The organism is Pseudobutyrivibrio sp. (assembly GCF_015057185.1).
Taxonomy (GTDB): Bacteria; Bacillota; Clostridia; order Lachnospirales; family Lachnospiraceae; genus Pseudobutyrivibrio.
In genome coordinates, this window is record NZ_SVEV01000020.1 from 1 (window position 1) to 24317 (window position 24317).

Below are 24317 nucleotides of genomic sequence, written 5' to 3' on the forward strand. Positions count from 1 at the left end.
AGTTCATCCATAGAAAGACACATGCGGGATGCTCCCTTTTGCATATTGGAAAACTAAAAATATTCGCGAAATTGTTCTTAAAAAGGGTGGCGGCAGGCGGCCTGGGGTGGGTGGATAAAAAACACAGGTGGAGTGAGGCAAATAGGGCCTAGGAAGGGAAGTGTAAGGGCATAAAGAAAATAGACAGGCGAGAAGATACTTAAAAAATTTTAACTAATATCTTGACATGGGGAAAAAGTTGGGTATTATATGGAATAGTTAGTTAAAATATTTTAACTAAAATAATTTAGCTAATGAGATTATTTATCAATTGGAATGAAAAAGGAGAAAATTTATGTTTGAAGTAGTTAAAGAAGTAATTATCGACACACTTAGCTGTGCAGCAGAGAAGGTTACAATGGAGGCTAATTTGTTTGAGGACCTTGGTGCAGATTCACTTGACGCTGTTGAGCTTTCCCTTGCAGTTGAGGAAAAGACAGGTATCACAATTGATGAGGATGCTATGGCAGAGATTAAGACTGTTGCTGATATCGTTAATTATCTTGAGGAACATAAGTAATCATGGAATTAAAAGAAATTAAGGAGCTGCTGAAGGCTTTCGATGAAAGCAGCAGCTCATATCTTAGTATTAAACAGGAAGATGTAGAGTTAAAGCTTAAGAAGCCTACTAGCCAGATTGCTGTTGTAGGGCAGCAAGCAGCTCAGCCGGTTGTACAGCAGATGGTTGCCCAGCCAGATGGGGCTGCTGAGGTTTCAGAGGTTCAGGAGACTAAGGTTGATGGCGAGCTTGTGCTGGCACCACTTGTGGGAGTGTTCTATTCGGCTCCTTCTCCTGAGGAAAAGCCTTATGTGCAGGTTGGTGACAAGGTTAAATCTGGTCAGGTTCTTTGCCTTATTGAGGCCATGAAGATGATGAGCGAGATTACTTGCCCAAAGGATGGCGTGGTTAAGGAAATCTACGTTAAGAATCAGGATGTTGTTGGCTTTGAAGAGAAGCTGTTCCTCATAGGAGATTAGTTATGTTTAAGAGAATTTTAATTGCTAATCGCGGGGAAATAGCAGTGAGAATAATCAGGGCATGCATGGAGATGAATATCGAGTGTGTTGCTGTTTATTCTACTGCTGACAAAGAATCTTTACATGTAAAGCTTGCAACAAAAAGTATCTGTATTGGACCTGCTAGGGCAGCTGATAGCTATTTGAATATGGACGCTATTATATCTGCGGCGCAGGTGACGGGGTGTGATGCGCTTCATCCCGGTTTTGGCTTTTTGTCAGAGAATTCCGAGTTTGTACGTAAATGCGAAGCAGCGGGAATTACTTTTATTGGGCCTACAGCGGATGCTATGGATGCGCTGGGAAATAAGGCTGCAGCGAGAAAAATGATGATGAAGGCTGGAGTTCCAGTGGTGCCAGGCTCGGATGGACCGGTTGAGGATTATAAAAAGTTAGAGAAGATTGCAAAGAAAATCGGATATCCTGTTTTAATTAAGGCCAGTGCCGGAGGCGGTGGTCGCGGAATGCGCAGGGTGTACCATCCTGAAGATCTAAAAAAGCTGTATGAAGAAGCAAAGGCTGAGACTAGAGCTTGTTTCAATGATGATGAGATGTATGTTGAAAAGCTAATCATAAACCCAAGACATATTGAGTTTCAGATTTTAGCTGATGAACATGGAAATGTTATTCATTTAGGGGAGCGCGACTGCTCTATTCAACGTAAGAACCAAAAGTTGATAGAGGAAAGCCCATGTATGTATATAAAAGATGACTTGCGAAAGTCAATGGGAAAAGCGGCTGTAGCAGCTGCAAAGGCGGCTGGCTACAGAAATGCAGGGACGGTTGAATTTGTTTTGGACGAAAAAGACCATTATTATTTCATCGAAATGAACACTCGTATTCAGGTTGAACACGGGGTTACTGAGGCCGTTACCGGCATTGACCTTATAAAACAGCAGATTCGAATTGCTTTCCATGAGCCTCTTAAAATTAGGCAAAAGGATGTAAAAATAAATGGCCATGCTATAGAGTGCCGAATTAATGCAGAGGATCCTGCAAAAAACTTTATGGCAAATACAGGTAAAATATCATTTTTGAATTTCCCTGGTGGCCCTGGAGTAAGAGTTGATACATTGCTGTATAACGGCTATGAGACAAGCCCATTTTATGATTCTATGATGGCAAAAATTATCGTTCATGCACCGACTAGACTTGAAGCTATCAGACGAATGCGAAGGGCGCTTTTAGAGCTTGTTACCGAAGGTATTACAACTAATGGTGATTTTGACTATTTGCTTTTGCATCATCCTGATTTTATTAAGGGTAATTACAATGTCAGCTTTATAGAAGAGCATATGGATGAGATTCTTGCTTGGGATAAAGCTGTAGAGGTTGAATAATGAACATTGTTGATGAAAGAAAGAATAAGTTTAATCGCTATAAAGATTTACGTGAAAACCCAACTGAATTATTGGAACCAGCCATAAAGCCTGTGAAGGAATATGGCGTTTGGGACAGGATAAATGATATTGCAGATGAGGGTTCATTTAAAGAATTTTCATTTGAGTTTCCAGAAACAAATCCCCTTGATTTTGACGGATACGTGGAAAAGAAAGAGGAGCTTAGACAGGAAAATGATTGTCATGATGCAATAGTTTCTGGCATATGTGAAATTGATGGTCATTCAGTGGTGCTTGCTGTTATGAATAAAAAGTTCATGATGGCTTCAATGGGAATAGAACTGGGGGAGACAGTTTGTAACGCTGCTGAATATGCGGGAAAACATAAGCTACCATTTATTATTTTCACAGCCAGCGGTGGAGCCAGAATGCAAGAGGGCATACTTAGTCTGATGCAGATGGCAAAAACAAGTGCAGTGATTCAGAAGTTCAAGGATGAAGGGGGGCTTTATATTACAGTTCTCACTCATCCAACAACAGGAGGCGTTTCTGCAAGCTTTGCGACTTTAGGAGATATAACATTGGCTGAGCCTAAAGCCCTTATAGGATTTGCAGGACCTAGAGTTATTGAACAGACTATTGGGCAAAAGCTTCCTGAAGGATTTCAAAGAGCTGAGTTCCTTGAGGAGCATGGATTTGTAGATGAAATAGTTAGAAGAGAAAACATGAAAGAAACTCTTTCAAAGATTCTGATGTTGCATGGTAAATAGGAGGTCTTTATGAATGCAATTGATAGAGTGTTAAGGGCTCGCGATAAGGATAGACCTAAGATTACAGATTATATCGATAACGTATTTACGGATTTCTTCCAGCAGAAGGGCGATTACCTGGGAAAAGATGATAAAAGCATTTATGGCGGTATAGCTCTATTTCACGGTAGACCAGTTACAGTTATTGGTCATCGCAAAGGGAATTCAGTAGAGGAAAATATTGATTGTAACTTTGGCATGCCAGGCCCAGAGGGCTATCGCAAGGCCCTTAGACTTATGAAGCAAGCTGAGAAGTTTGGCAGACCTATTATTACTTTTGTAGATACTCCTGGTGCCTATCCTGGTTTGGAAGCAGAAATGTTTGGTCAGGCTCAGGCTATTGCAGAAAACTTGGCAGGGATGAGTGCTCTAAAGGTTCCAGTTATTTCTATTGTTACTGGCGAAGGCAGCAGTGGTGGGGCTCTTGGCATTGCAGTGGCAAATAGAGTATATATGCTTGAAAATGCAATTTACTCAGTTCTTTCTCCAGAAGGTTTTGCTTCTATATTGTGGCACGATAGTGCACGAAGAGATGAGGCTGCTGAAGTTATGAAGCTTACAGCCCAGGATTTGTTGGAGTTTGGAGTTATTGATGGAATTATTTCTGAACGTGGTTGTGGACTTTCGGTTGTAAAAGAAGAGGATAATATAAATCCTTTTAACCGTTTGTTTACAAGAATTGATAAGCAGATTGCTGCAGCCTTAAAGGAATTTGATGGAATGTCAGGACAGGAACTTGCAGCAGAAAGATTCAATAAGTTCAGAAAGATGGATGAGAGATTCTTAACAGAAACATCTCAGGTAAGAATGGGAAACATATAAATGACAGGATTAAAAATACTAGCTACTGGTTCAGCAGCCCCAAGCCGAATTGTTACCAATGATGATTTGGCACAAATTGTTGAGACCAGTGATGAATGGATAAAACAGCGTACAGGAATGTCTGAAAGACATTTTGTTACTGAGGAAGAAAATCACACTTTGCTTGCAGAAAAGGCTGCAAGGGCAGCATTTGAAAAATCAGGATTGGCAAGTGAGGATATTGGAGCGATTATCGTATGTACGGTATCAGGCGATTATTTTTCACCATCAACCGCTTGCTTAGTTCAGGATAGGTTGGGTTTGAATAAAGATATTATCGCATTTGATTTAAGTGCTGGCTGTTCAGGCTTTGTATTTGGCCTTGAAACTATGCGAGGAATTCTTATGGCTAGAGGCTGCAAGGCTGGAATTGTAGTAGGTGCGGAAGTGCTTTCCAAGAAAATGGATATGACAGACAGAAGCACATGCGTGTTATTTGGAGATGGTGCAGCCGCTGCAGTAGTTACCTTGTCAGATGGATTATATTCTTCTGTTATAGGTGTGGATGGTGATGAGGACATGATACACATCAAAGCTCCAGATGGATACATTCATATGGATGGACAGGGTACATACAAATTTGCTGTGGCCACAGTTCCAAAGGTGATTGAGCAGGTAGTAAACGAAGCGGGCCTTACGTATGATGAGATTGATCATTTTGTAATGCATCAGGCTAATCTAAGAATAATTGAGTCCATTGCAAAGAAAGTAAAACAGCCAATGGAAAAATTCGTTGTAAATATTGAAAAATATGGCAATACTTCTGCGGCTAGCGTAGGACTTGCCTTAGATGAAGCTATAAAGGCTGGCAAAATCAAAGCTAAAGAAAAAATATTGATGTGTGCTTTTGGTGCTGGACGCACCTGGGGTGCCGTAATTATGGAAATGTAAAATTATTGATGAGCTGGTAACTATCAAGCTCTGAGTGTTACCGAAGGGAACATTTTAGTGACTGTAGGTAATATCTCAGGCTTGATAGTGTAACCAGCGGATTAGAGGTTGAGAATGACTTTAAGTAATTTGACTGGTACTAAGTATCCTATTATTCAGGGCGGCATGGCCAATATTGCTACAGGTGAGTTCGCCGCTGCCGTTTCAAATGCAGGTGGACTTGGGCTTGTGGCTTCAGGCGGTATGAATGCAGAGGCTCTTAGAGAACAGATTAGAATTTGTAAAAGTAAAACAGACAAGCCATTTGGTGTGAACCTAATGTTGATGAATCCTGATGTGGATAATATTGCCCAAATGCTTGTTGAAGAAAAGGTTCAGTTTATCACAACTGGCGCAGGTAATCCTGGAAAGTACATGGCTGCGTGGAAGGAAATGGGAGCCAAGGTTTTCCCAGTTGTTGCTTCCGTTGCTCTTGCAAAGATTATGGTAAGAGCAGGCGCTGACGCTATTATTGCTGAGGGTGGAGAATCAGGTGGACATGTTGGCGACATGACTACAATGACTTTATTGCCACAGGTTGTAGAAGCAGTAAATATTCCTGTTATTGCAGCAGGCGGAATCGCAAGTGGAAAACAGATGGCAGCAGCGCTTATGCTTGGAGCATGTGGAGTACAGATTGGCACATGTCTTCTTGTTTCAGAGGAGTGTCCTATTCATGAGAATTATAAGCAGACACTTATCAAATCAAAGGATAATTCCACAACTGTAACAGGACGTAGTCAGGGTGCTCCAGTTCGTATTATCAAAAACGAAATGGCCAGAGAATATTTGAAGCTTGAGGCTTCTGGCGCTAATCGTGAAGAACTTGAAAAAATAACCCTTGGTGGTCTTAGAAGAGCTGTAAATGATGGTGACATGATAAGAGGCTCTGTTATGGCAGGTCAGGTATGCGGACAATTAAACGCAATCCGTCCTGTTAAGGAAATAATGGATGAGTTATATAGCGGTGCAAAACGTACACTCGCAACCGCTAATACAATTGCAATTTAAAATGTATTTTAAATAGGCCGTAGCTATCAAGCTCTGAGTGTTACTCAAGTGAAGCATTTCAAGCTGAACGGAGTAACATCTCAGGCTTGAGAGTGTAACGGCCGAGATTAGGAGGCTTATGAAATTAGGAATTGTATATGCGGGGCAGGGTTCCCAAAAAGTTGGAATGGGTCAGGATTTCTATGAGAAATATGACACCTTCAAGACAACAATTGACAGTGCAACTGACACTGTAAAGCCAGTAACTGAAATGAATGTTGCCGAGTTAAGCTTTAATGGTCCTGAAGAGCAATTATCACAAACAAGATATACTCAGCCGGCCATGGTTGCTTTCGCCATCGGCGTTACAAAGCTTTTACATGAAAAGGGAATCAAGGCTGATTACACTTGTGGTCTTAGCTTAGGAGAGTATTCAGCTTTATATGAAGCTGGAGTTTTAGACGAGGATACAATTCTCGACCTTATCGCAAAGCGTGGAAAATACATGTCAGAGGCAGCAAATGATCATGTGGTAAAGATGTGTGCAGTTCTTGGAGCTGATAGGGAAACAGTAAAGGAAGCATGCGAGTTCGCAAATGAGTTTTACCATAATGAGAACATTGTTCAACCTGCTAACTACAATTGTCCAGGGCAGATTGTTATATCAGGCGATGCTCTTGCTGTAGATAAAGCTAGTACATTTTTAAAGGATGCTGGCGCTAAACGTATTCTTCCACTCAAGCTAAGTGGACCATTCCACACAAGCCTTATGAAGCCTGCTGGAGATAAATTGGCAAAAGAATTTGAAAGCATCGATTTCAAAGAGGCTAACTCAAAGGTTGTATTCAATTGTCTTGGCAAAGAAAAAACCAATGATGATACTGTGGCAGAGTTGTTAGAGAAACAGGTTCAATCTTCTGTGTACCTTGAGGATTCAATTAAATACATGGTGGACGAAGGTGTGGATACAATCATCGAGGTAGGCCCAGGAAAAGCAATCAGCAAATTTATTAATAAAACAGTAGATAATGTAAAGGTTTATTCAATTGATACAGTTGACGACTTTGAAAATACAGTAAAGGAGCTATTGGCATGAGTGTAGCTTTGGTAACAGGCGGAAGCCGTGGAATCGGAAGAGTTATTGCTGAGAATCTAGCAAAAGCAGGGCATGATGTAGCTATTTGCTATTCAGGAAATGAAGCAGCAGCAAAAGAGACAATTGAAGCGTGCGAGAAAATCGGTGTCAAAGGAATCTCGGTAAAAGCAGATGTAAGTAATGCAGATGATGTTGCAAATATGTTTACAACTGTTAAAGAAAATCTGGGACCTGTTGAAATCCTGGTTAATAATGCAGGTATCACAAAAGATGGATTGTTGATTCGCATGAGCGAAAATGATTTTGATTCTGTAGTAGACATTAATTTGAAGGGAACTTTCCTATGCACAAAGGCTGCCATCAAGGATATGATGAAGGCCCGTAATGGAAAGATTATAAACATAACATCTATTGTTGGAGTTCAAGGAAATCCGGGTCAGGCAAATTACTGTGCAAGTAAAGCCGGAATAATTGGATTTACTAAATCAGTGGCTAGAGAATATGGCAGCAAAGGAATTAACGTAAATGCGGTAGCTCCAGGCTTTATTCAGACAGCAATGACTGATGAACTTCCTGAGAGTGTAAAGGAAGCATATAAAAAACAAATACCTGCTGGCAGATTTGGAACACCAGAGGATGTGGCTAATGTGGTGGAATTTTTAGCATCAGAGAAGGCTTCATATGTGACAGGACAGGTTATTGAAGTTACCGGAGGTATGTAATGAGAAGAGTTGTAATTACAGGAATGGGTACAGTAAACCCGCTTGCAAATGATGTTGAGTCCACTTGGTCAGCAGTGAAAAAAGGCAAATGCGGAATTGGTCCTATAACCCATTTTGATGCGTCAGATCTAAAGGTAAAGCTTGCTGGCGAAGTGAAAAATTTTGATGCTTCAGAAATCCTCGGCCCAAAAGAGGCTAGAAGAATGGATGTGTATACTCAGTATGCATGTGCAGCAGCAAAAGAGGCCATGGAAGATGCTGGCCTTGATATGGAAAAGGAAAACGCTGATAGATGTGGATGTATTGTTTCATCTGGTATCGGTGGATTAAATACTATTGCAACTGAGCATGGTAAGGGTGAGGAAAAGGGCTATGGTAAAATTTCGCCATATTTTATTCCAATGGCAATTAGCAATATGGCAGCAGGCCAGATTGCAATTATGTATGGCCTAAAGGGTATGTGTACCTCAGTAGTTACCGCTTGCGCAAGCTCAAATAATGCAATTGGTGATTCTTTCCACAGAATTAGAGATGGTTATGAGGATGTAATGGTATGTGGTGGAGCCGAAGGAGTTGTTATGCCACTTGCTATTGGAGGCTTTCAATCAATGAAGGCTCTTTGCACAAGCGAGGATCCTAATCGTGCATCCATTCCATTTGATAAGGAACGTCATGGCTTCGTAATGGGTGAAGGTGCAGGAATCCTTGTTATCGAGGAATTAGAGCATGCTCTTGCAAGAGGTGCAAAAATATATGCTGAGATAGTAGGCTATGGCAGTAACTGCGACGCTTATCATATTACAGCTCCTAATCCAGAGGGAGAAGGCGGTGCAAAGTGTATGACTCTTGCTGTAAAGGATGCCGGCATTGAGATGAATGACATTGATTACATCAATGCCCATGGAACAAGTACAAGTCTTAATGATGCAGGAGAGACACTTGCCATTAAAAAGGCCTTTGGTGACCATGCTTATAAGCTTATGGTTAGTTCAACAAAGTCCATGACTGGACATTTGCTTGGAGCTGCAGGCGCAGTAGAGGGTATTATTACAGCTCTTGCACTTAAGGATGGTTTTGTTCCTGCAACTATTAATTATCTTGAAAAAGATGAGGCTTGTGATTTGGATATAGTTCCAAACATTGGACGTGAAGTGGATATTAAATACGCCCTTTCAAACGCCCTTGGCTTCGGAGGGCATAACGCATCCATCGTATTTAAAAAGTATTAAACATCGGTGGTAAGGATGTTAGATGAGCTGGTAAGCATCAAGCTCTTAGGTTTCTGAATGAAGCATTTTAGCTGAATGAAGAAACACTAAGGCTTGTAGCTGTAACCAGCGGATTTGGAGTTGATATGATTTTAAATAATTCAGAAATACAAGAGATTCTGCCACATAGATATCCATTTTTGTTGGTAGATAGAATTACAGAATGTGAGCCAGGCAGCTATGCCAAGGGAATCAAATGTGTAAGTGCAAACGAAATGCATTTTCTTGGTCACTTCCCTGGACATCCTGTAATGCCTGGAGTGCTCATAATTGAAGCGCTTGCACAGGTTGGAGCAGTAGCACTTTTAACAGAGGAAGAGAACAAAGGAAAGCTTGCTTTCTTTGGTGGAATCAAGAATGCCAGATTCAAAAAACAGGTAGAGCCAGGGGATGTTTTGCAGCTTGAATGTAAACTCACATCAAGAAAAGGTCCTGTAGGATTTGGCGAAGCAGTAGCATATGTAGATGGTCAAATTGCAGCAAAGGCAGAAATTTCCTTTGCCATAGGAGAATAGATTGGTTATGATGTTTCTAGGGAGTAAAAAATTATTAAAAAAGGAACAGGTACTAGAAATGTTAGAGCAGACACTTTCAGAGGTGTATACAAAGTTCAAAATACACTTTTATCAGGAAATGTTTAAGAAACTCAATTCCAGAGAGACATCACTTACTACAGTGGAATTGTTTTGCGTGGAGATTATTTATGCGCTTAAGAATCCGACTGTTGCAGAGTTTGCCAATTTCATTAATGTATCTTCTCCAAATGCAGCCTACAAGGTAAACAGTCTTATCAAAAAAGGCTACATAGAAAAGATACAGTCTGAGACTGATAGACGAGAGTTTCATTTACGTGTTACCGACAAGTATTTAAATTATTTCAATCTTTCACAGAAATACGTAAATACGGTAGTAGAACGTTCAAAGGAATTCTTTTCAAAGGAGCAGGTTGAAATCCTAGATGGTATCCTTAAGGATATGTCCCACGAGCTTATGCAAGAGGTGAACATCCCGCCGGTGACAATTTAAAAAACTACATAATAAGGCTGCAGTTACATTATCAAGCCTATGATGTCATTTTTTGAGATCGCGTGCGCTATACTCCTCAAAAAACGACACATAGAGCTTGATAAATACTGCAGCCTTATTTTTATTTAATATAATTTATCAACAGCTTGAATGTGTTCTCGACTCCTTTCTTGTGGGAGCGTTCGTATCCGTGGCTGGCATATACACCTGCTCCGATTAGGCCGTGTTTTACGTCATAGCCTGCATTTAATGCTGCGTCTGCATCTGAACCATAATGTGGATAAACATCTACAGCAAAATCGATTTTGTTATCCTTTGCTGCATTGATTAGGTTTGTAACAACATTATAGTTGTATGGTCCATTAGAATCCTTGGCACAGATACTTACCTGTGTTTCTTTGCAATCAAGGCCTTCGCCAATGCAACCCATATCTACAGAAAGAATCTCAGTAACACCCTCTGGAACTGTTCCGCAGGCACCATGTCCAACCTCTTCATATACTGTGATGTGGTGATATAGCTTGCGCTCAGGAGTGATTTTGTTGTCTGCTAAATATTTTGCCTGACCAAGTAAAATACCAACAGAAAGCTTGTCATCAAGGAAACGGCTCTTGATATAACCTGATTTTGTTACACGAGTACGAGGCTCAAAAGCTACGATGTCACCAATCATGATGCCAAGCTTTTTAGTGTCTTCGGCACTAGAAACTTCTTCATCAATAACAACTTCCATTGATTTAAATTCACGCGCAGTAGTTTTGTAATCATCGTTTACATGAACAGAGGCATCATTAAGCTGGAAAGTACCTTCGTAAACCTTGCCATCACGTGTATAAATGCGGCAGTTTTCGGCTTCTCCATTATTAGGGCTAAATCCACCAAGTGGTGTAAGCTCAAGATTTCCGTTGCTCTTGATTTTACAAACCATTCCACCAAGTGTATCCATATGCGCCTCAACAAGAATAGCATCGTCCGAATTCTTGCCACCTAAATCAACTAAGACTCCACCCTTTGTGGTAAGGACTGGATTGTATCCAAGCTTTTTATATTCAGCCATAATGTGCTTTGCCGCATTTGCGGTAAATCCAGTAGGACTGTCAATTCCAAGAATTTCTACGGCTTTATCAACCATAAATTCAACATATTCTTTTGTCTTCATAAATGTAACCTCCATTTAATTACTGACAGTATTGTACTATATTTTCCAGCTTGAAGGTCAAAAATTATTCACAGTATATTCATTGAATTGGGGAATTATAATAGATACTATATTTATATAGAAAAAACGGTTTACACCAGCACGGTAGTGTGGTAAAGTGTAGAGCAAATAAAAAGAGCTGGTGACGGGAATTGAACCCGTGACCCCTTCCTTACCAAGGAAGTGCTCTACCTCTGAGCCACACCAGCAAAATGCTTATTCAGCAAGAAAAAGCATATCAAAGCTGTGGAGTAATGTCAACCGTTGAGAGCATTTTTAAAATGACTTTTTTAAATTTGATTCAGGGGTTTTTAGGGGATAAGTATGAGAATTTCGGTATTGTCTGCAGGGGAAATTTTGACCTATCAGGAGATGCTATCTGAAATCAGGTCAAAGGAAACAACTTCTACCAATAGTGACGCCTTTACAAAGGCGCTTAACACTTCTTCAGTGGCAGATAGCACATCTACAGCCACATCCTACAAAGATATTTTTTTAGAGGCCAGTAGGAAATATGGTGTTAGCTATGATTTGCTTACAGCTATGGCGCAGCAGGAATCAGGATTTGATCCTGATGCTGTCAGCAGAAGCGGTGCAATGGGGATAATGCAGATTATGCCGGAAACAGCTAAGGGACTTGGGCTGGAGCACCCATTTGACGCCTATGAAAACATTATGGCAGGAGCCAAATACATTTCTCAGAAGCTAAAAGAGTTCAACGGGAATGTAGATAAAGCTTTGGCTGCCTATAATGCAGGAAGTAGTGTGGTAAAAAAATACAATGGAGTTCCACCATACGGAGAGACACAGAGTTATGTTAAAAGCATTAAGGCAATAATGAAACGAGGAGCTGATGTTCCTTATGCGAACTATGTTTCTAGAGATGCATCAAAAGCTGATATCGAAGAAGACCTTAGGACGCTATTAAAAATGTTGCCTGAAACAGAAGAGTATGATGTTTTACGAAAGACACTAGCGGAGATTAACTATTTATGAAAACCCCATTTGTAACAAAAGAAAAAATCCAAGAAATTACTAAGACTATCCCTACACCATTTAATATCTATGATGAAAAGGGAATGAGAGAAAATGCTAGAGCTGTAAATGCAGCCTTCAGCTGGAACAAAGGCTTCAAAGAGTATTTTGCAGTAAAGGCAAATCCAAATCCATTTATCTTAAAGATTCTTCAGGAGGAAGGCTGTGGCGTTGATTGTGCGTCATATGTAGAGCTTGCCCTTTCTAATGAGATTGGTTTCAAGGGCGATGAGATTATGTTTTCGTCTAACGATACACCAGCAGAAGAATTCAAATATGCAGATGAGCTTGGTGTCATCGTTAACCTAGATGACTTTACTCACATTGATTATTTTGAAAAGGCAGTTGGTCATTTTCCTAAGAGAATGTGCTGCCGCTATAATCCAGGTGGAGTATATGAGCTTTCAAATGGCATCATGGACAATCCTGGCGATAGCAAATATGGTATGACAAAGGAGCAGATATTTGAGGCATACCAGATTCTTAGAGACAAGGGAGTAGAAGAGTTCGGAATCCATGCATTCCTTGTTTCTAATACTGTAACTAACGAATACTATCCAGCTCTTGCTAAGGATTTATTCAAGCTCGTAGTTGAGCTCAAAGAAAAGACTGGTATTCAGCTTTCTTTCGTAAATCTTTCTGGCGGTGTTGGTATTGCATATAGACCGGACCAAAAGCCTAATGATATAGCAGTTATCGGAGAGGGAGTTCGCAAGGCATACGAAGAAATCCTCACACCAGCTGGTATAGATTTAGCAATCTTCACTGAGATGGGCCGTTTCATGATGGGACCATATGGTGGACTTGTTACAACAGCTATTCATGAAAAGCACATTTACAAGGAGTACATCGGAGTTGACGCTTGCGCAGTTGACCTTATGCGTCCAGCAGTTTATGGTTCATATCATCATGTGACTGTTCTTGGAAAGGAGCATGACGCTGAGGATCATGTATATGATGTTACTGGTTCTCTATGCGAGAATTGCGACAAATTTGCTGTAGACCGCCAGCTTCCTAAAATTGACATGGGAGACATTCTCTTTATCCATGACACAGGTGCTCACGGCTACTCAATGGGCTATAACTACAACGGAAAGCTCAAGAGTGCAGAGGTGCTTCTTCAGGAGGATGGCAGCTACAAGCTGATTCGCCGCCCAGAAACTATTAAGGATTATCTTGCGACATTTGATGAACTTGGAGTGGTTGACGGCATTCTTAAAAAGTAAGAATTTAACTTATGTGGACTCCTAAAAAAGGAGTCCATTTTTTGAAATTAATTGTTGAAAATAGTATCCCCTTTTAGTATACTATTCTTCGGACGCCGGCATGTCGGAATTGGCAGACGAGGCAGACTCAAAATCTGTTGATGGCAACATCGTGTGGGTTCAAGTCCCACTGCCGGCATAAATTAAAAGTGGTCTAGCATGGCTAGGCCACTTTTTTTTGTATGAAACATACATTTCACAACAAAAAAGCTGCGTTTCACACAATAGGCAAGGTATATATATCGTAAAATCAGTTATAATATTCGTATATGCGGTGGGGGTGGAAATGAAAATTGCAATATGTGATGATGAAAAATATATAAGAGATTTCATAGCAAAAAGCATTTCTGATGAGATTACAGATGCCATTGTTAAATGCTATGAATCTGCTGAGGACTTATTGGAAGCAGCATATAATCCTGACATTCTGTTTCTAGATATACAGATGCCTGGAATTGATGGCATGGAGCTCGCTAAGCAAGTCCGCGCTAATGGAAGTGATGCAGTGATTATCTTTGTTACTGCTTTAGAGGAATATGTTTTTAAAGCCTTCGATGTGAGAGCTTTTAATTATCTTGTTAAACCCATTGATAAAAATAAGTTAAACGAGGTGCTGCGTGCAGCCGTTGAAGAAATAATACATAGACAAACTAGAGTAACGCCAGTAGTGCCTGATAATAAGTCATTTATAATCAAATCCAATGGATTAAGCCGAAGTGTTTCTATATCAGAAATTGCATTTGCTGAGGTATTTAACCGTAGAATTGTGCTTCACATGAGTGATAATGATGAGATTGAATACTATGGACGAATGACAGATTTAGAGAATACTGTTGGAAATGATTTTTTTAGGGTTCATAGGGCATATCTGATTAATCTTTCAGCAATTCAATCTTATAATTCCAAAATTGTAAAAGTGGCTGGCGAAGAAATACCTGTTGCCCGAGGCAAGTATCAAGATTTGGTAAGAGCTTTTTTATCATTTAATACAAGAGGATTGTGATGATGGTGTCTGATGCATTCTTTAATTATTTTATGAATACTGTAATCGAGATATATTGCATAATTACTTCTGTGTTATTTATTTATTGGCTCAGGCCGTTTGTAAAAAATATGAAGTCAGTTTATTATGCAGTAGTTTTCGAATGGATTACAGACTGTATACTAAGGCATGTCGATGTCCAAAATGGAATAAGACTGACAATCTCGATTTTTTCATTGCTTTTTGTTGGCGTGATCCTTTTCTATTTAGATGAAAAAAGAAATCTTATGCAGAAAATATTTCTATGTGTTAGCTTTTTTATCATTAGATGGTTAAGCTTGGAAATATTCACTGAGCTTGGTTTTTATGAAAGAGATTTTGTTTTTAACTTTAAATTATTTAGAGAAAGCATCCCTGCAATTGTAGCTGAATATGTTGTATCAACGATTGTCGAGTATGGATTAGCTTTATTGCTACTCTTCTTCTCTATCAAGCTGCTTCTAAAAACATACAAAAATAAGCAAGAAGACCTATCTTGGAAGGAACTGATTATGTTATTAATTCCATGTATAAGCATCTTCCTTGCTACACGAATTATTTATTCGTACTATATGCTATGGTTTGATGGCATTGAAAACGGTAGCATCAAGGCTAATATTCCAGGCAATATGTATCGCATACTGTTTTGCATAATGGCTTATTTAACGCTTTGTGTTACTCTTTACTTTTACCAGAGCATAAAGGCTAACAAAGAAATAGAATACGCTAATCGCGTGCTGGCCAGACAGATTGAAGATAGCAAGCAATATGTAGGCCAAGTTGATAATGTTTATCAGCAGATGAGAGCCCTTCGTCATGATACAGGCAATCATATGGCTGTAATGAAAGGTCTTTTGGAGACAGAAAAGTATCAGGAACTAAGGGATTATCTTGGCAATTGGGAAGAGGCATATAGCAATATAGTCCCATCAGTTAAAACGGGAAATGTCGTAACTGATATTGCAATATCAGAGTTTGTAGATAGGTTTGCTGATAATGGCATAACACTAAAGACATCCTTAAAATATCCAAGTAATGTAGCTGTTAATCCATTTGAAATGTGTGTAGTTCTTACAAATGCCTTACAAAACGCCTACGAAGCCTCGCTTAGAGTTAATGAGCCATATGTTGAAATAACATCAGTTGAACGAGAAAATGTATACATTATTAGCATTAAGAATAAGTCTGATAAAAAGGCTCAGATTGATGAGGAAGGTGTTCCTATTTCAATAAAGAATGACGATGGTCATGGATTTGGTGTACGTAACATAAGGGAAATCGCTAGAAAATATAATGGTGATATTGAAATTAAGCAATTCAGTGAAAACGATGGGTTATGGTTTGTGCTTAACATAATGTTTGTTGGATAAGAATACAGAATGGCGCCTGCTGCAGAAATGTAGCAGGCTTTATTTACTTTATAGGAAAATACTATTTCCTATAAAGTAAATAAAAAGCTGCGCTTGAAAGATGTGTCTCGCCGGCATAGGAAGATAATTGCTTACAGCAATTGCCGGCTCGCACTACTGGAGTTTTGCAAAGCAAAACTCTATTATAAGTGCCATTCACATCATATAAAATGCAGTCCACATCAAATGGGTTTAGATTGAAAAAATCCTAGTCGATAGCGATTATAGAAAACCATTAGTCTAAAGTCTATGTTAAAGGAAAAGGAATTCAATTAAGAAGCCAAGGAGGGTTAACGTATGGGGAAAGTTTCTATGAATATCAATATGAATAGTATAAGTGAACTATATAAATCCCGAACAACATTTCAGATAAACCAGAATCAACAGATGGATTCATATAGTAAAAGCCTTCAAGAGCAGATAAATAATGCCAATGAACAGCTTCAATCTCTTGGCGATGATAAAGAAATGTCCATAGATGAAAAAATGAAAAAACGTCAAGAAATTCAAAAGCAAATAACTGATTTGCAAAATCAATTACGCCAACATCAAATTGAACAGAAGAAAGAAAACAGACAGAGCAAAGGTTCGTCTATGGAGGATATGCTTGGAGGCAAACAAACAGCAAAATCATCTAAAGCAGCAAAAGGAATTTCTACAGCTAGTATGAAAGCTCTTATATCAGCAGATAGTGCTATAAATCAAGTTGAAGCAGGGGGAGCTGTTAAGGCCAATCTGAAAGGCGAAGCAGGCATTCTTGAAACAGAAATCAAACTAGATTCTGCCAGGGGCAAAGATGTAGAAAAGAAACAGGAACAATTAGCTGTACTTGAATCTAGAAATAGGGATATAGAATCGGCTCAGCTGGAAGTATTAAATCGAGCAGATAAAGAATTAGATAAGGCTGCTGAAAATAATAATGATGAAATTGTAGATAAATCAACTAAGTCAAATAAAGAACAGCGTGAAGCTAATGTCGACAACGCAATTCCAGAGGGAGTTGAGATAAATCCTGATAACCCTGTTGGTAATAATGTTGATGAGTTGTTGTAAATCATTCTAGGAGGATTTGTCTATGAATATAAAGCTACAGGGCATAGATTTATTAGGCAATCTTGGATTAAAAAGTACGCAAGATAGATTAAATAGACAAGCAGCGAGGGACAATAAAATAGCATTCTTTGAGCAGCAAAAAGAAAATCTGAAAAATATGAAAGCGGACACAATTGATGAAATCGCCAAAAAGCTTGCTATGTTTCATGGATATGAGGATCAGATTGCGGCAGCAAAAATGGAATACAACAATGCTCAAATGTTTCATGTATTTGATGAGGCTCAGGAACTCGCAGAAAAGATTGCTGAAGCGGCTGAAAAGAATGACCCTAAGACGCCTGAAGAGCGTCGTGAAGATATGATTGAAGAAGCAACTGGCGTTGAGAATGACGGAATGCTTGACGAATTAATGGATAATCTTACAGATGCAGTTGAAGAAGTTAATGAGGAAATGGTTGAAGACTTACAGCAATCATCAGAAGAGATACTATCCGAGGATGAGTTTAATCAGATGATGCTGACTGAAGAAGAGTTAGAAAAACTTGAACAGGAAAAGAGGATTCCTGTGAATTATATACCATTTGATTATCGTATTTAAAAGGATTGGGTTATAGACAAGGAGGTCGATTATTATGGCAAGGATTAGCGACTATGTATCAAATCACAAGTATTTCGATGAGAACTACAACGTGAACAATCAAAACTATTCAAATGATTTCTTAGATGGGTTAAGTGCATCAGCGCCTAAAGTTTCCAGTGGATCATTTAGTCTATCCGACTATTCACTCATCAAAAGTGGAACTTACGGAAAGCTAATGAAGGCTTATTATGCACAGGACAAAGCCCAGAAAGCCAACGCTGGAAAAGACTCTTCGGCTAAGTTAACAGCAATGGCTGAAGCAGCAAGTGCTTTATCCAAATCTTCTGAAAGGCTCATGAGTGCATCCTTATGGGAACAGAAAACAATTACAGAAAAAGATGAATTAACAGGAGAAGAAAAAACTAAATCAGATTATAACTGGTCCGATATTGAGAAAGCTTTAAATGTATTTATTGAAGACTATAACAGTACTGTTGAAGCTGCAGGTAATTCCAATACTAAAAGTGTTTTACGAAATGGTGCGTGGATGACAAAAACAACTTCTGCACACCAGAAAACTCTTAACAAAGTAGGAATTTATATTGGAAAGGGAAATAAGCTTTCGTTAGATGTGGACCAGTTAAAAAAGGCTGATATAGGAGCCCTTAAATCGCTATTCACTGGCCATAATTCATATGCTTCGCAGTTAATGAATAAGGGAAATTCAATTGCGAATGCTGCTGGTGTAGGAAGCTCTTATAACAAACAAGGACGCTATTCTAATTCTCTAAATGACTTGGTAAAAAGTAAGTATGACTTCAGGTGTGATACTTAAGGAAAATCACACCTGAACCTGGCTTTGCCAGGCAATATTTTCATTCTGAAAATATTGGTCTATGTCCGGTTTTTGATTTTCTGATGAAAATCAAAAACCTATGACTTCAAAGAATAGTTTTGTATGGAGGTATTTATTATGGGTATAGATATAAATGGAATTTCAAATGTAACACCTACGGCTTTAACTTCAAATGAACTTAGTAATATTGAGAATACAGAAACACCAGTAAGAATAAACAGTATAAATAAAAAAATCGAATGATGAAGGGGTTACATACGAAAAGAGTGATAAAACTGAAACGGGGTCATACAAAATCAATAAGATGAGCAAAGAGGACCGCGCTGCCCTAGTACAACAATTAAAGGACAATATGGAAAAACAGAAGCAGCAGATGCTTGAATTAGTTAATAAGACTATTTCAGGACAAGTTGGAACATTTGGAAAAGCAAATGATGACAGCTTTTGGCGAATGTTAGCTGGCGGCAATTTCAAAGTTGATGCTGCCACAAAGGCCAAAGCTCAGGCTGATATTGGAGAAGATGGTTATTGGGGCGTAAAACAAACGTCACAGAGACTTTTTGATTTTGCTAGCGCATTAGCTGGTGATGATGTAGAAAAAATGCATGAAATGCAAAAGGCAATGCATAAAGGATTTGGTTTAGCAGGTAAGTCTTGGGGAAGAAAACTACCTTCTATTTGCCAACAAACCATGGATGCTGCGGATTCGCTCTTTGATAATTACTTTAAGGCGAAGGAAAGCGAATCTAAGGTAGTGATTAATGAGAATACCGTAAATATCAGCAAGTAAAATCCTCCATAAGATAAAAAAAAGAATGGATATACCATTCTTAATCCCGCCGATGGAATATTTGGATTCGGGCATTACCCATGCCTTCCTGCGGTCTAATCAAAAGATACCATCATCAGCGAAGACTATCAATAGTTTTTTCTAAATAATATTATTATTTACGTTGAGTATTCTGTTCTGTTTTTATCATTTTAACAGCATAAAAATAAACGGGCAACTTAGGGGCAACCTTGCCATTAAAAAAGGGGGGCTGCATTTTCAACTTGCAGTTCTCCTGTTTTACCACTAGTTTAACTTTACAGTAGTTCCATCCATATTCAAAATTCAATCATTCATCCCCAAACATTCAATTCCTTATGGAAAATGAATTTCTTCCATGCCTAAATAAGTGGTAATATTCTAACGTTTTCATTGACTTCTTTTCTAACTAAGCTGCTCGAGAAATCCAATTATTCCATCAGCAATAACTTTAATATCATCATCTACCCAACGCTGCCTTGAGGTTGAAACTCTTCTTAAATATTGAGAATCCTTAAAAGCGTATGAAACTCGCTTGAGTATGTCATCAATATCATTTTCTTTCATTCCATCATCATCGTAAATATAATGTTTTACAAGTCTATTCGTTTTCTCAACATTAACAACATCTTTAAGGTAATACATATCAAAGATATCTTTATAGCGCCTGCTATTGTTTGCAAATATTAAAAGTGATCTAAGCTTTTCAGTAAAAGCCTGTTCCACTGTATTTTTTAATAGACTTGCACCATTCTTATCTAGACATACATCAAAACAATATTCTTCTTGTTCGATTGACAAATCTTTGTGAACCCCAATATCAATTTTACTCTCTACATGATTATCGAACTCATCTTTAATTGTTACTTCGATGCTTTTTCCATGATAATCCTGATGCTTGAGTTCTTTTATATCTCCTGATATTTCTATGCTTATTTCTTCTATGCAATTAAGGTGTCTTATAAATGCCTCTATAGATTCATCTGCTAGCGAATAATGTATAAAGTCCAAATCTATATCTCTTGTAGCTCTTCGATTATTATTGGTGATGCTTCTCATAACTACACCACCTTTTATTGTTACGTTTCTATTTAACGGTCCATCAGCAATAGCTTTTAGCACAATATCTTGGCATACTCTAGCTTCTGCTAATACCCTTGTCAATCCTTCCTATATGTATAAATCGACCATTTCCTGTAAATTCAATCTATAAAACCTCCTCATCTATGGCTTTCTTTATCATTTTGCTCTTTGGAAAAATATCGGCATACTCCTGTATGCGCCATATTTCAAGATCATTTATTATCTCTCTATAATTTAACAACACCTCTTTGTATAAATCATATGGCATTGTATTCTTATGGCGAAGCAATTCTATAAGCATACGTTCCTTGTTATATATACGAATAATGTAACCATCAACTTCCTTTTCCACCACACCAAGATTTAACAGTTCATCTTTCATATATATTTGATTCACCCGACAATCCTTTAATTTGGCAGCTTTAGAGCCTGTTGCTAAATCATATTTTTCTGGTATAAGATCTGTAAGATCATACATATAAAATGCATATTCTCCAGTAAGTACAGTCTTGGGATACTTCTTCATAATGATTCCTAGTTCATTTTCATGTTGCTTTGAAGAATAAATGCCATTTTCAATCTTATATAATTCCTTAGATTTAACTGCCTTATTTAATTGATAATCATTTCCGTATTGTTCAATTGCCTCTTTATAATTCATTATCATTTCAGTAAACCTCGGTAATTTCTTATTTTTCACCCACTTTTACTATAATATATCATCTAAAACGCCAACAGTAAAGTAAATCTCGGTAATTTTCAGCTTTTTACCGATATTTACTAAAATATTATTCTTCATACTATTTGTAAACTCATAACAATAAATACTTTCGATAAAATGGTATAAAGGGCAACGAGACTGTATTCTAAATTTTCAATTTGTGTGAAAAGGTCTAGATGTATTAAAATATAAAATATTTCGGCAGCAAGGAGGACTAGAATGAAGAAGAAATATTATAGATATCTGGCGACAGTTGTATTGATTGCAGGATATTATTTATATGGCAATTTTGACCTAGGAAATGAAAGTAATGCGGTGCAGATATCGGATGAGAAAGAGTCGCCTGTTGCAGCAGATAGCAGTGAATCAGAGGCAGCTTTTTCTATTGATCAAGTGGGAACATACTCTGGTAGCCCCTATATTGTGATTAATAATAACTTGCCATATTTCACAGAAGCAGATAAGAATTGCACAGAGGCTTTTGAATCTTATAGTGAGCTTGATTCACTTGGTAGATGTGGAGTTGCCTATGCAAATATTTGTCAGGAGCGTATGCCTACAGAGGAGCGTGGAGAGATAGGAAATGTCAAGCCAAGTGGCTGGCATACAGTAAACTACCACGAATATGTAGAGGGCAATTATTTGTACAATAGATGCCACTTGATTGGATATCAGCTGAGTGGAGAGAATGCAAATGAAAAGAATCTGATTACTGGCACTAGATATCTTAATGTGCAGGGAATGCTGCCATTTGAAAATGAAGTGGCAGAATATGTTGAGAATACAGGAAATCATGTTTTATACAGAGTTACTCCTATATTTGAGGGGGATAACCTTGTGGCCTCTGGGGTATTAATGGAAGCCTACTCCGTGGAAGATCAAGGGGCTGGTGTTATGTTTAATGTATATTGCTACAATGTGCAGCCAGGCATTAGTATTGACTATGCCACTGGCGATAGCCAATTAGAGTAGATGCATTATTGCCTTGATTTTTATGATATAGAAGTTCAAAATAATGCCTAGATTTATGTTCAACAAGAATGAGAATATGAGGAGTTTATCACAGTGAAAATACGAGATTTAAACCATATGTTAAATGGTGGAAAAAGGTTAACTAGCTTGCTTTTGATAGCGATGCTTTCCTTATCAGCATGTGGAAAGAAGGAGACAAAGCAGGAAGAAAAAACTACAGAAACTACAGAAGAGCAGGCTGCAGAAGAGCAGGCTGATGCTAGCTCTTATACAGATGGAAATCCATGGATGGATTCTGATTTAAAAGAAAATATTACAGAGGGATTAGAAACATCGCCAACAGATGATTTTCATCTATACTGTAATTACGATTGGATGCTTTCTGCAGAGATACCAGAGGGATACACTTCATATAATACCTTTACTGAGGTTTATCAGGATATTACAGCTAATTCACTTGCTGTGCTTCAGGATGACAACATTGATTCCCATGACGCAAAGCTTTGTCAGACATTGTATAACCAGTGTCTCGATTGGGATGCCAGAAATGAGCAGGGAATGGCTCCGGCAGAAAAGGTTATTGATGACCTAGAGGCTATAGCAAATATTGATGATTTAAACGGTTATTTATTAAGCGAAGATTCAGATATTTTTGTTAGCCCATTTATTTCCTTGTACAACGATGCGGGGCTCAGCGACTCATCTTCCTATGTTTTATTTATAGATGGTATTGGCTTTACTTTAGGTGGTGCCGAGGAGTATACAGATAGAACTGCCCAGGGAGATGCGGTATATGACGCTTATAAGGAGCTGACTGTTAATTTGCTTGGCAGAATCGGATACAGCGAAGCTGATGCTGAGAAAATGTTTGATAACAGTATTAGCTTTGAGACAAAGCTGGCAGAGGTGTCTTATACAAGTGGTGACGAAATGTCATCAGACTACGTCCAGATGATTAACAATCCTTATACTATGGATGATTTTTGTGATGAGTTTACTAACTATCCAGCAAAGGATTTAATTGAGTTATATGGATATGAGGATGCCAAGGAATTACTTGTGGCTAACCCTGATTATTTCCAAAGATTAGATGAAGTATATGTAAATGATAATATCGAAGAAATCAAGGACTATTTGATTGTAGATTACATCACTTCGGTAGCTCCTTACTTAGATAAGGATGCTTATGATGCAATAGAGACAGCTCATAATGCAATTTACGGTTCTACTGGTTCTACTCCAGATGATGAGGTTGCTTTATCTTATGTTTCTACATATCTCACTGAGCCTTTAGATAGAGCTTATCTTGAGAAATATGATAGTACACAAAAGAAAGAGGATATAACAGAAATCTGTAATTCAATAATTGAAACCTATAGAGAAATGCTTGAGCAGGAAGATTGGCTTTCTGATGAAACAAAAGAAAAGGCAATTGAAAAGCTGGATAGCATTACCGTAAATGCAGTATATCCTGATAAGTGGGAAAGTGATTTCAATGATTTAGAGCTGTCTGAGGATTCCTTCCTTGAATCAATTGAGTTGATTAATACATACTTAGGCGATTTGGATGTTGCAAAAACAAATGGCAAAGTTGACCCTGAAATATGGGGCTTTGATATTCTAGAGACTAATGCTTACTATAACCCAAGTGGTAATTCAATTAATATTATTCTAGGCATCCTTGATGGTCCATTCTACAACGAGGACATGACAACAGAGGAAATGTATGGTGGAATTGGCTGCATAATAGGTCATGAGCTTAGCCATGCTTTTGATACTAATGGAGCTCAGTTCGATAAGGATGGAAATTTAAATGACTGGTGGACCGAAGAGGATTATCAGGCATTTACAGATAGAGCGCAGAAGCTGGATGATTACTATGATGGTATAACTGTCTGGGGCGACGTTAATGTTGTTGGTGAATACGTGGAGACAGAAGCAATCGCCGACATGACAGGTATGAATGCTATTTTAAATATGGCAAAAGACGTGGAAGATTTTGATTACGAATTATTCTTCGAATCATTCGCAAGACTTTGGGTAGAGAGCACATATCAGGAATCCGAGAATTATTATTTGACACAGGATGTTCATCCACTTAGCTATCTACGCACAAATGTCACTGTACAGCAGTTTGACGAGTTTTATGATACATTTGACGTAAAGGAAGGTGACAATATGTACTTGGCACCTGAGGATAGAATCTTAGTATGGTAAT

At 38.4% G+C, this 24317-nt stretch carries 25 protein-coding genes, 2 tRNA genes and 1 pseudogene; 24 read left to right on the forward strand and 4 right to left on the reverse strand.

Annotated features, from left to right (window positions below):
* The first annotated feature begins 334 nt into the window (after positions 1-334).
* From acpP to E7276_RS09280, 12 genes are all read left to right on the forward strand, one after another.
* Positions 335-559, forward strand: a complete 225-nt coding sequence (gene acpP, locus E7276_RS09225) for an acyl carrier protein (protein ID WP_294216646.1) — start codon at positions 335-337, stop codon at positions 557-559.
* A gap of 2 nt (positions 560-561) precedes the next feature.
* Positions 562-1017, forward strand: a complete 456-nt coding sequence (accB, locus tag E7276_RS09230; protein WP_294216647.1) for an acetyl-CoA carboxylase biotin carboxyl carrier protein — start codon at positions 562-564, stop codon at positions 1015-1017.
* A 2-nt stretch (positions 1018-1019) separates the two neighbouring features.
* The gene (gene accC, locus E7276_RS09235; RefSeq protein WP_294216649.1) at positions 1020-2396 is read left to right on the forward strand and encodes an acetyl-CoA carboxylase biotin carboxylase subunit; all 1377 of its coding nucleotides are present in this window, start codon (positions 1020-1022) and stop codon (positions 2394-2396) included.
* Positions 2396-3166: an acetyl-CoA carboxylase carboxyltransferase subunit beta gene (locus tag E7276_RS09240; protein ID WP_294216650.1), complete on the forward strand. Its 771-nt coding sequence runs from the start codon at positions 2396-2398 to the stop codon at positions 3164-3166. Before accC ends, E7276_RS09240 begins: the two co-directional genes overlap by 1 nt.
* A 9-nt stretch (positions 3167-3175) precedes the next feature.
* Positions 3176-4027 (forward strand): acetyl-CoA carboxylase carboxyl transferase subunit alpha, encoded by an 852-nt coding sequence (gene accA / locus E7276_RS09245; RefSeq protein WP_294216652.1) that lies wholly within the window; start codon positions 3176-3178, stop codon positions 4025-4027.
* The gene (locus E7276_RS09250; protein ID WP_294216654.1) at positions 4028-4957 is read left to right on the forward strand and encodes a beta-ketoacyl-ACP synthase III; all 930 of its coding nucleotides are present in this window, start codon (positions 4028-4030) and stop codon (positions 4955-4957) included.
* Positions 4958-5071: 114 nt separating this feature from the next.
* A complete protein-coding gene (locus E7276_RS09255) occupies positions 5072-6007 on the forward strand; it encodes a nitronate monooxygenase (protein WP_294216656.1) in 936 nt (311 codons plus the stop codon).
* A gap of 118 nt (positions 6008-6125) precedes the next feature.
* Complete coding sequence (gene fabD, locus E7276_RS09260; protein WP_294216658.1) at positions 6126-7082, forward strand: ACP S-malonyltransferase; 957 nt, start codon at positions 6126-6128, stop codon at positions 7080-7082.
* Positions 7079-7804, forward strand: a complete 726-nt coding sequence (gene fabG / locus E7276_RS09265; RefSeq protein WP_294216659.1) for a 3-oxoacyl-[acyl-carrier-protein] reductase — start codon at positions 7079-7081, stop codon at positions 7802-7804. Before fabD ends, fabG begins: the two co-directional genes overlap by 4 nt.
* On the forward strand, positions 7804-9033 hold the full coding sequence (gene fabF, locus E7276_RS09270; RefSeq protein ID WP_294216660.1) for a beta-ketoacyl-ACP synthase II: 1230 nt from the start codon (positions 7804-7806) through the stop codon (positions 9031-9033). Before fabG ends, fabF begins: the two co-directional genes overlap by 1 nt.
* A 128-nt stretch (positions 9034-9161) precedes the next feature.
* Positions 9162-9587, forward strand: coding sequence for a 3-hydroxyacyl-ACP dehydratase FabZ (fabZ, locus tag E7276_RS09275; RefSeq protein WP_442960445.1), 426 nt, complete (start codon positions 9162-9164; stop codon positions 9585-9587).
* A 7-nt stretch (positions 9588-9594) separates the two neighbouring features.
* Positions 9595-10098, forward strand: coding sequence for a MarR family winged helix-turn-helix transcriptional regulator (locus tag E7276_RS09280; RefSeq protein WP_294216662.1), 504 nt, complete (start codon positions 9595-9597; stop codon positions 10096-10098).
* A gap of 121 nt (positions 10099-10219) precedes the next feature.
* Here E7276_RS09280 and E7276_RS09285 read toward each other — a convergent pair whose 3' ends face one another.
* On the reverse strand, positions 10220-11257 hold the full coding sequence (locus E7276_RS09285) for a M42 family metallopeptidase (protein ID WP_294216665.1): 1038 nt from the start codon (positions 11255-11257) through the stop codon (positions 10220-10222).
* A 176-nt stretch (positions 11258-11433) separates the two neighbouring features.
* Positions 11434-11505, reverse strand: a tRNA-Thr gene (locus tag E7276_RS09290).
* Positions 11506-11620: 115 nt separating this feature from the next.
* On the opposite strand from E7276_RS09290, the gene E7276_RS09295 reads away from it, so the two are divergent.
* From E7276_RS09295 to E7276_RS09340, 10 genes are all read left to right on the forward strand, one after another.
* Positions 11621-12292 carry a lytic transglycosylase domain-containing protein gene (locus E7276_RS09295; protein WP_294216667.1) on the forward strand — a complete coding sequence of 224 codons (672 nt, stop codon included), beginning with the start codon at positions 11621-11623 and terminating at the stop codon, positions 12290-12292.
* On the forward strand, positions 12289-13557 hold the full coding sequence (locus E7276_RS09300) for a diaminopimelate decarboxylase (RefSeq protein WP_294216668.1): 1269 nt from the start codon (positions 12289-12291) through the stop codon (positions 13555-13557). Before E7276_RS09295 ends, E7276_RS09300 begins: the two co-directional genes overlap by 4 nt.
* A 94-nt stretch (positions 13558-13651) precedes the next feature.
* A tRNA-Leu gene (locus E7276_RS09305) sits at positions 13652-13735 on the forward strand.
* A gap of 147 nt (positions 13736-13882) precedes the next feature.
* Positions 13883-14599, forward strand: coding sequence for a LytR/AlgR family response regulator transcription factor (locus E7276_RS09310; RefSeq protein ID WP_294216670.1), 717 nt, complete (start codon positions 13883-13885; stop codon positions 14597-14599).
* Positions 14600-14865: 266 nt separating this feature from the next.
* On the forward strand, positions 14866-15987 hold the full coding sequence (locus tag E7276_RS09315; RefSeq protein ID WP_294216672.1) for a sensor histidine kinase: 1122 nt from the start codon (positions 14866-14868) through the stop codon (positions 15985-15987).
* A 336-nt stretch (positions 15988-16323) separates the two neighbouring features.
* Positions 16324-17079: a FlxA-like family protein gene (locus E7276_RS09320; RefSeq protein ID WP_294216674.1), complete on the forward strand. Its 756-nt coding sequence runs from the start codon at positions 16324-16326 to the stop codon at positions 17077-17079.
* Positions 17080-17101: 22 nt separating this feature from the next.
* Complete coding sequence (locus E7276_RS09325) at positions 17102-17677, forward strand: hypothetical protein (protein ID WP_294216676.1); 576 nt, start codon at positions 17102-17104, stop codon at positions 17675-17677.
* Positions 17678-17711: 34 nt separating this feature from the next.
* A complete protein-coding gene (locus E7276_RS09330) occupies positions 17712-18494 on the forward strand; it encodes a hypothetical protein (protein ID WP_294216679.1) in 783 nt (260 codons plus the stop codon).
* A 138-nt stretch (positions 18495-18632) separates the two neighbouring features.
* Positions 18633-18758, forward strand: coding sequence for a hypothetical protein (locus E7276_RS09335; protein ID WP_294216680.1), 126 nt, complete (start codon positions 18633-18635; stop codon positions 18756-18758).
* Between the two features lie 109 nt (positions 18759-18867).
* Positions 18868-19305 (forward strand): hypothetical protein, encoded by a 438-nt coding sequence (locus E7276_RS09340; protein WP_294216683.1) that lies wholly within the window; start codon positions 18868-18870, stop codon positions 19303-19305.
* Between the two features lie 423 nt (positions 19306-19728).
* Here E7276_RS09340 and E7276_RS09345 read toward each other — a convergent pair whose 3' ends face one another.
* Both E7276_RS09345 and E7276_RS09350 read right to left on the reverse strand, forming a co-directional pair.
* Positions 19729-20487 carry a nucleotidyl transferase AbiEii/AbiGii toxin family protein gene (locus E7276_RS09345; RefSeq protein WP_294216689.1) on the reverse strand — a complete coding sequence of 253 codons (759 nt, stop codon included), beginning with the start codon at positions 20485-20487 and terminating at the stop codon, positions 19729-19731.
* 43 nt (positions 20488-20530) lie between these two features.
* The gene (locus tag E7276_RS09350) at positions 20531-21073 is read right to left on the reverse strand and encodes a type IV toxin-antitoxin system AbiEi family antitoxin domain-containing protein (protein ID WP_015550194.1); all 543 of its coding nucleotides are present in this window, start codon (positions 21071-21073) and stop codon (positions 20531-20533) included.
* Positions 21074-21346: 273 nt separating this feature from the next.
* Between E7276_RS09350 and E7276_RS09355 the strand changes: the two are divergent.
* Positions 21347-22090, forward strand: a pseudogene (locus E7276_RS09355) (DNA/RNA non-specific endonuclease); the annotation flags it as partial.
* 102 nt (positions 22091-22192) lie between these two features.
* Positions 22193-24316, forward strand: a complete 2124-nt coding sequence (locus tag E7276_RS09360; protein ID WP_294216697.1) for a M13-type metalloendopeptidase — start codon at positions 22193-22195, stop codon at positions 24314-24316.
* Position 24317 lies beyond the last annotated feature (1 nt).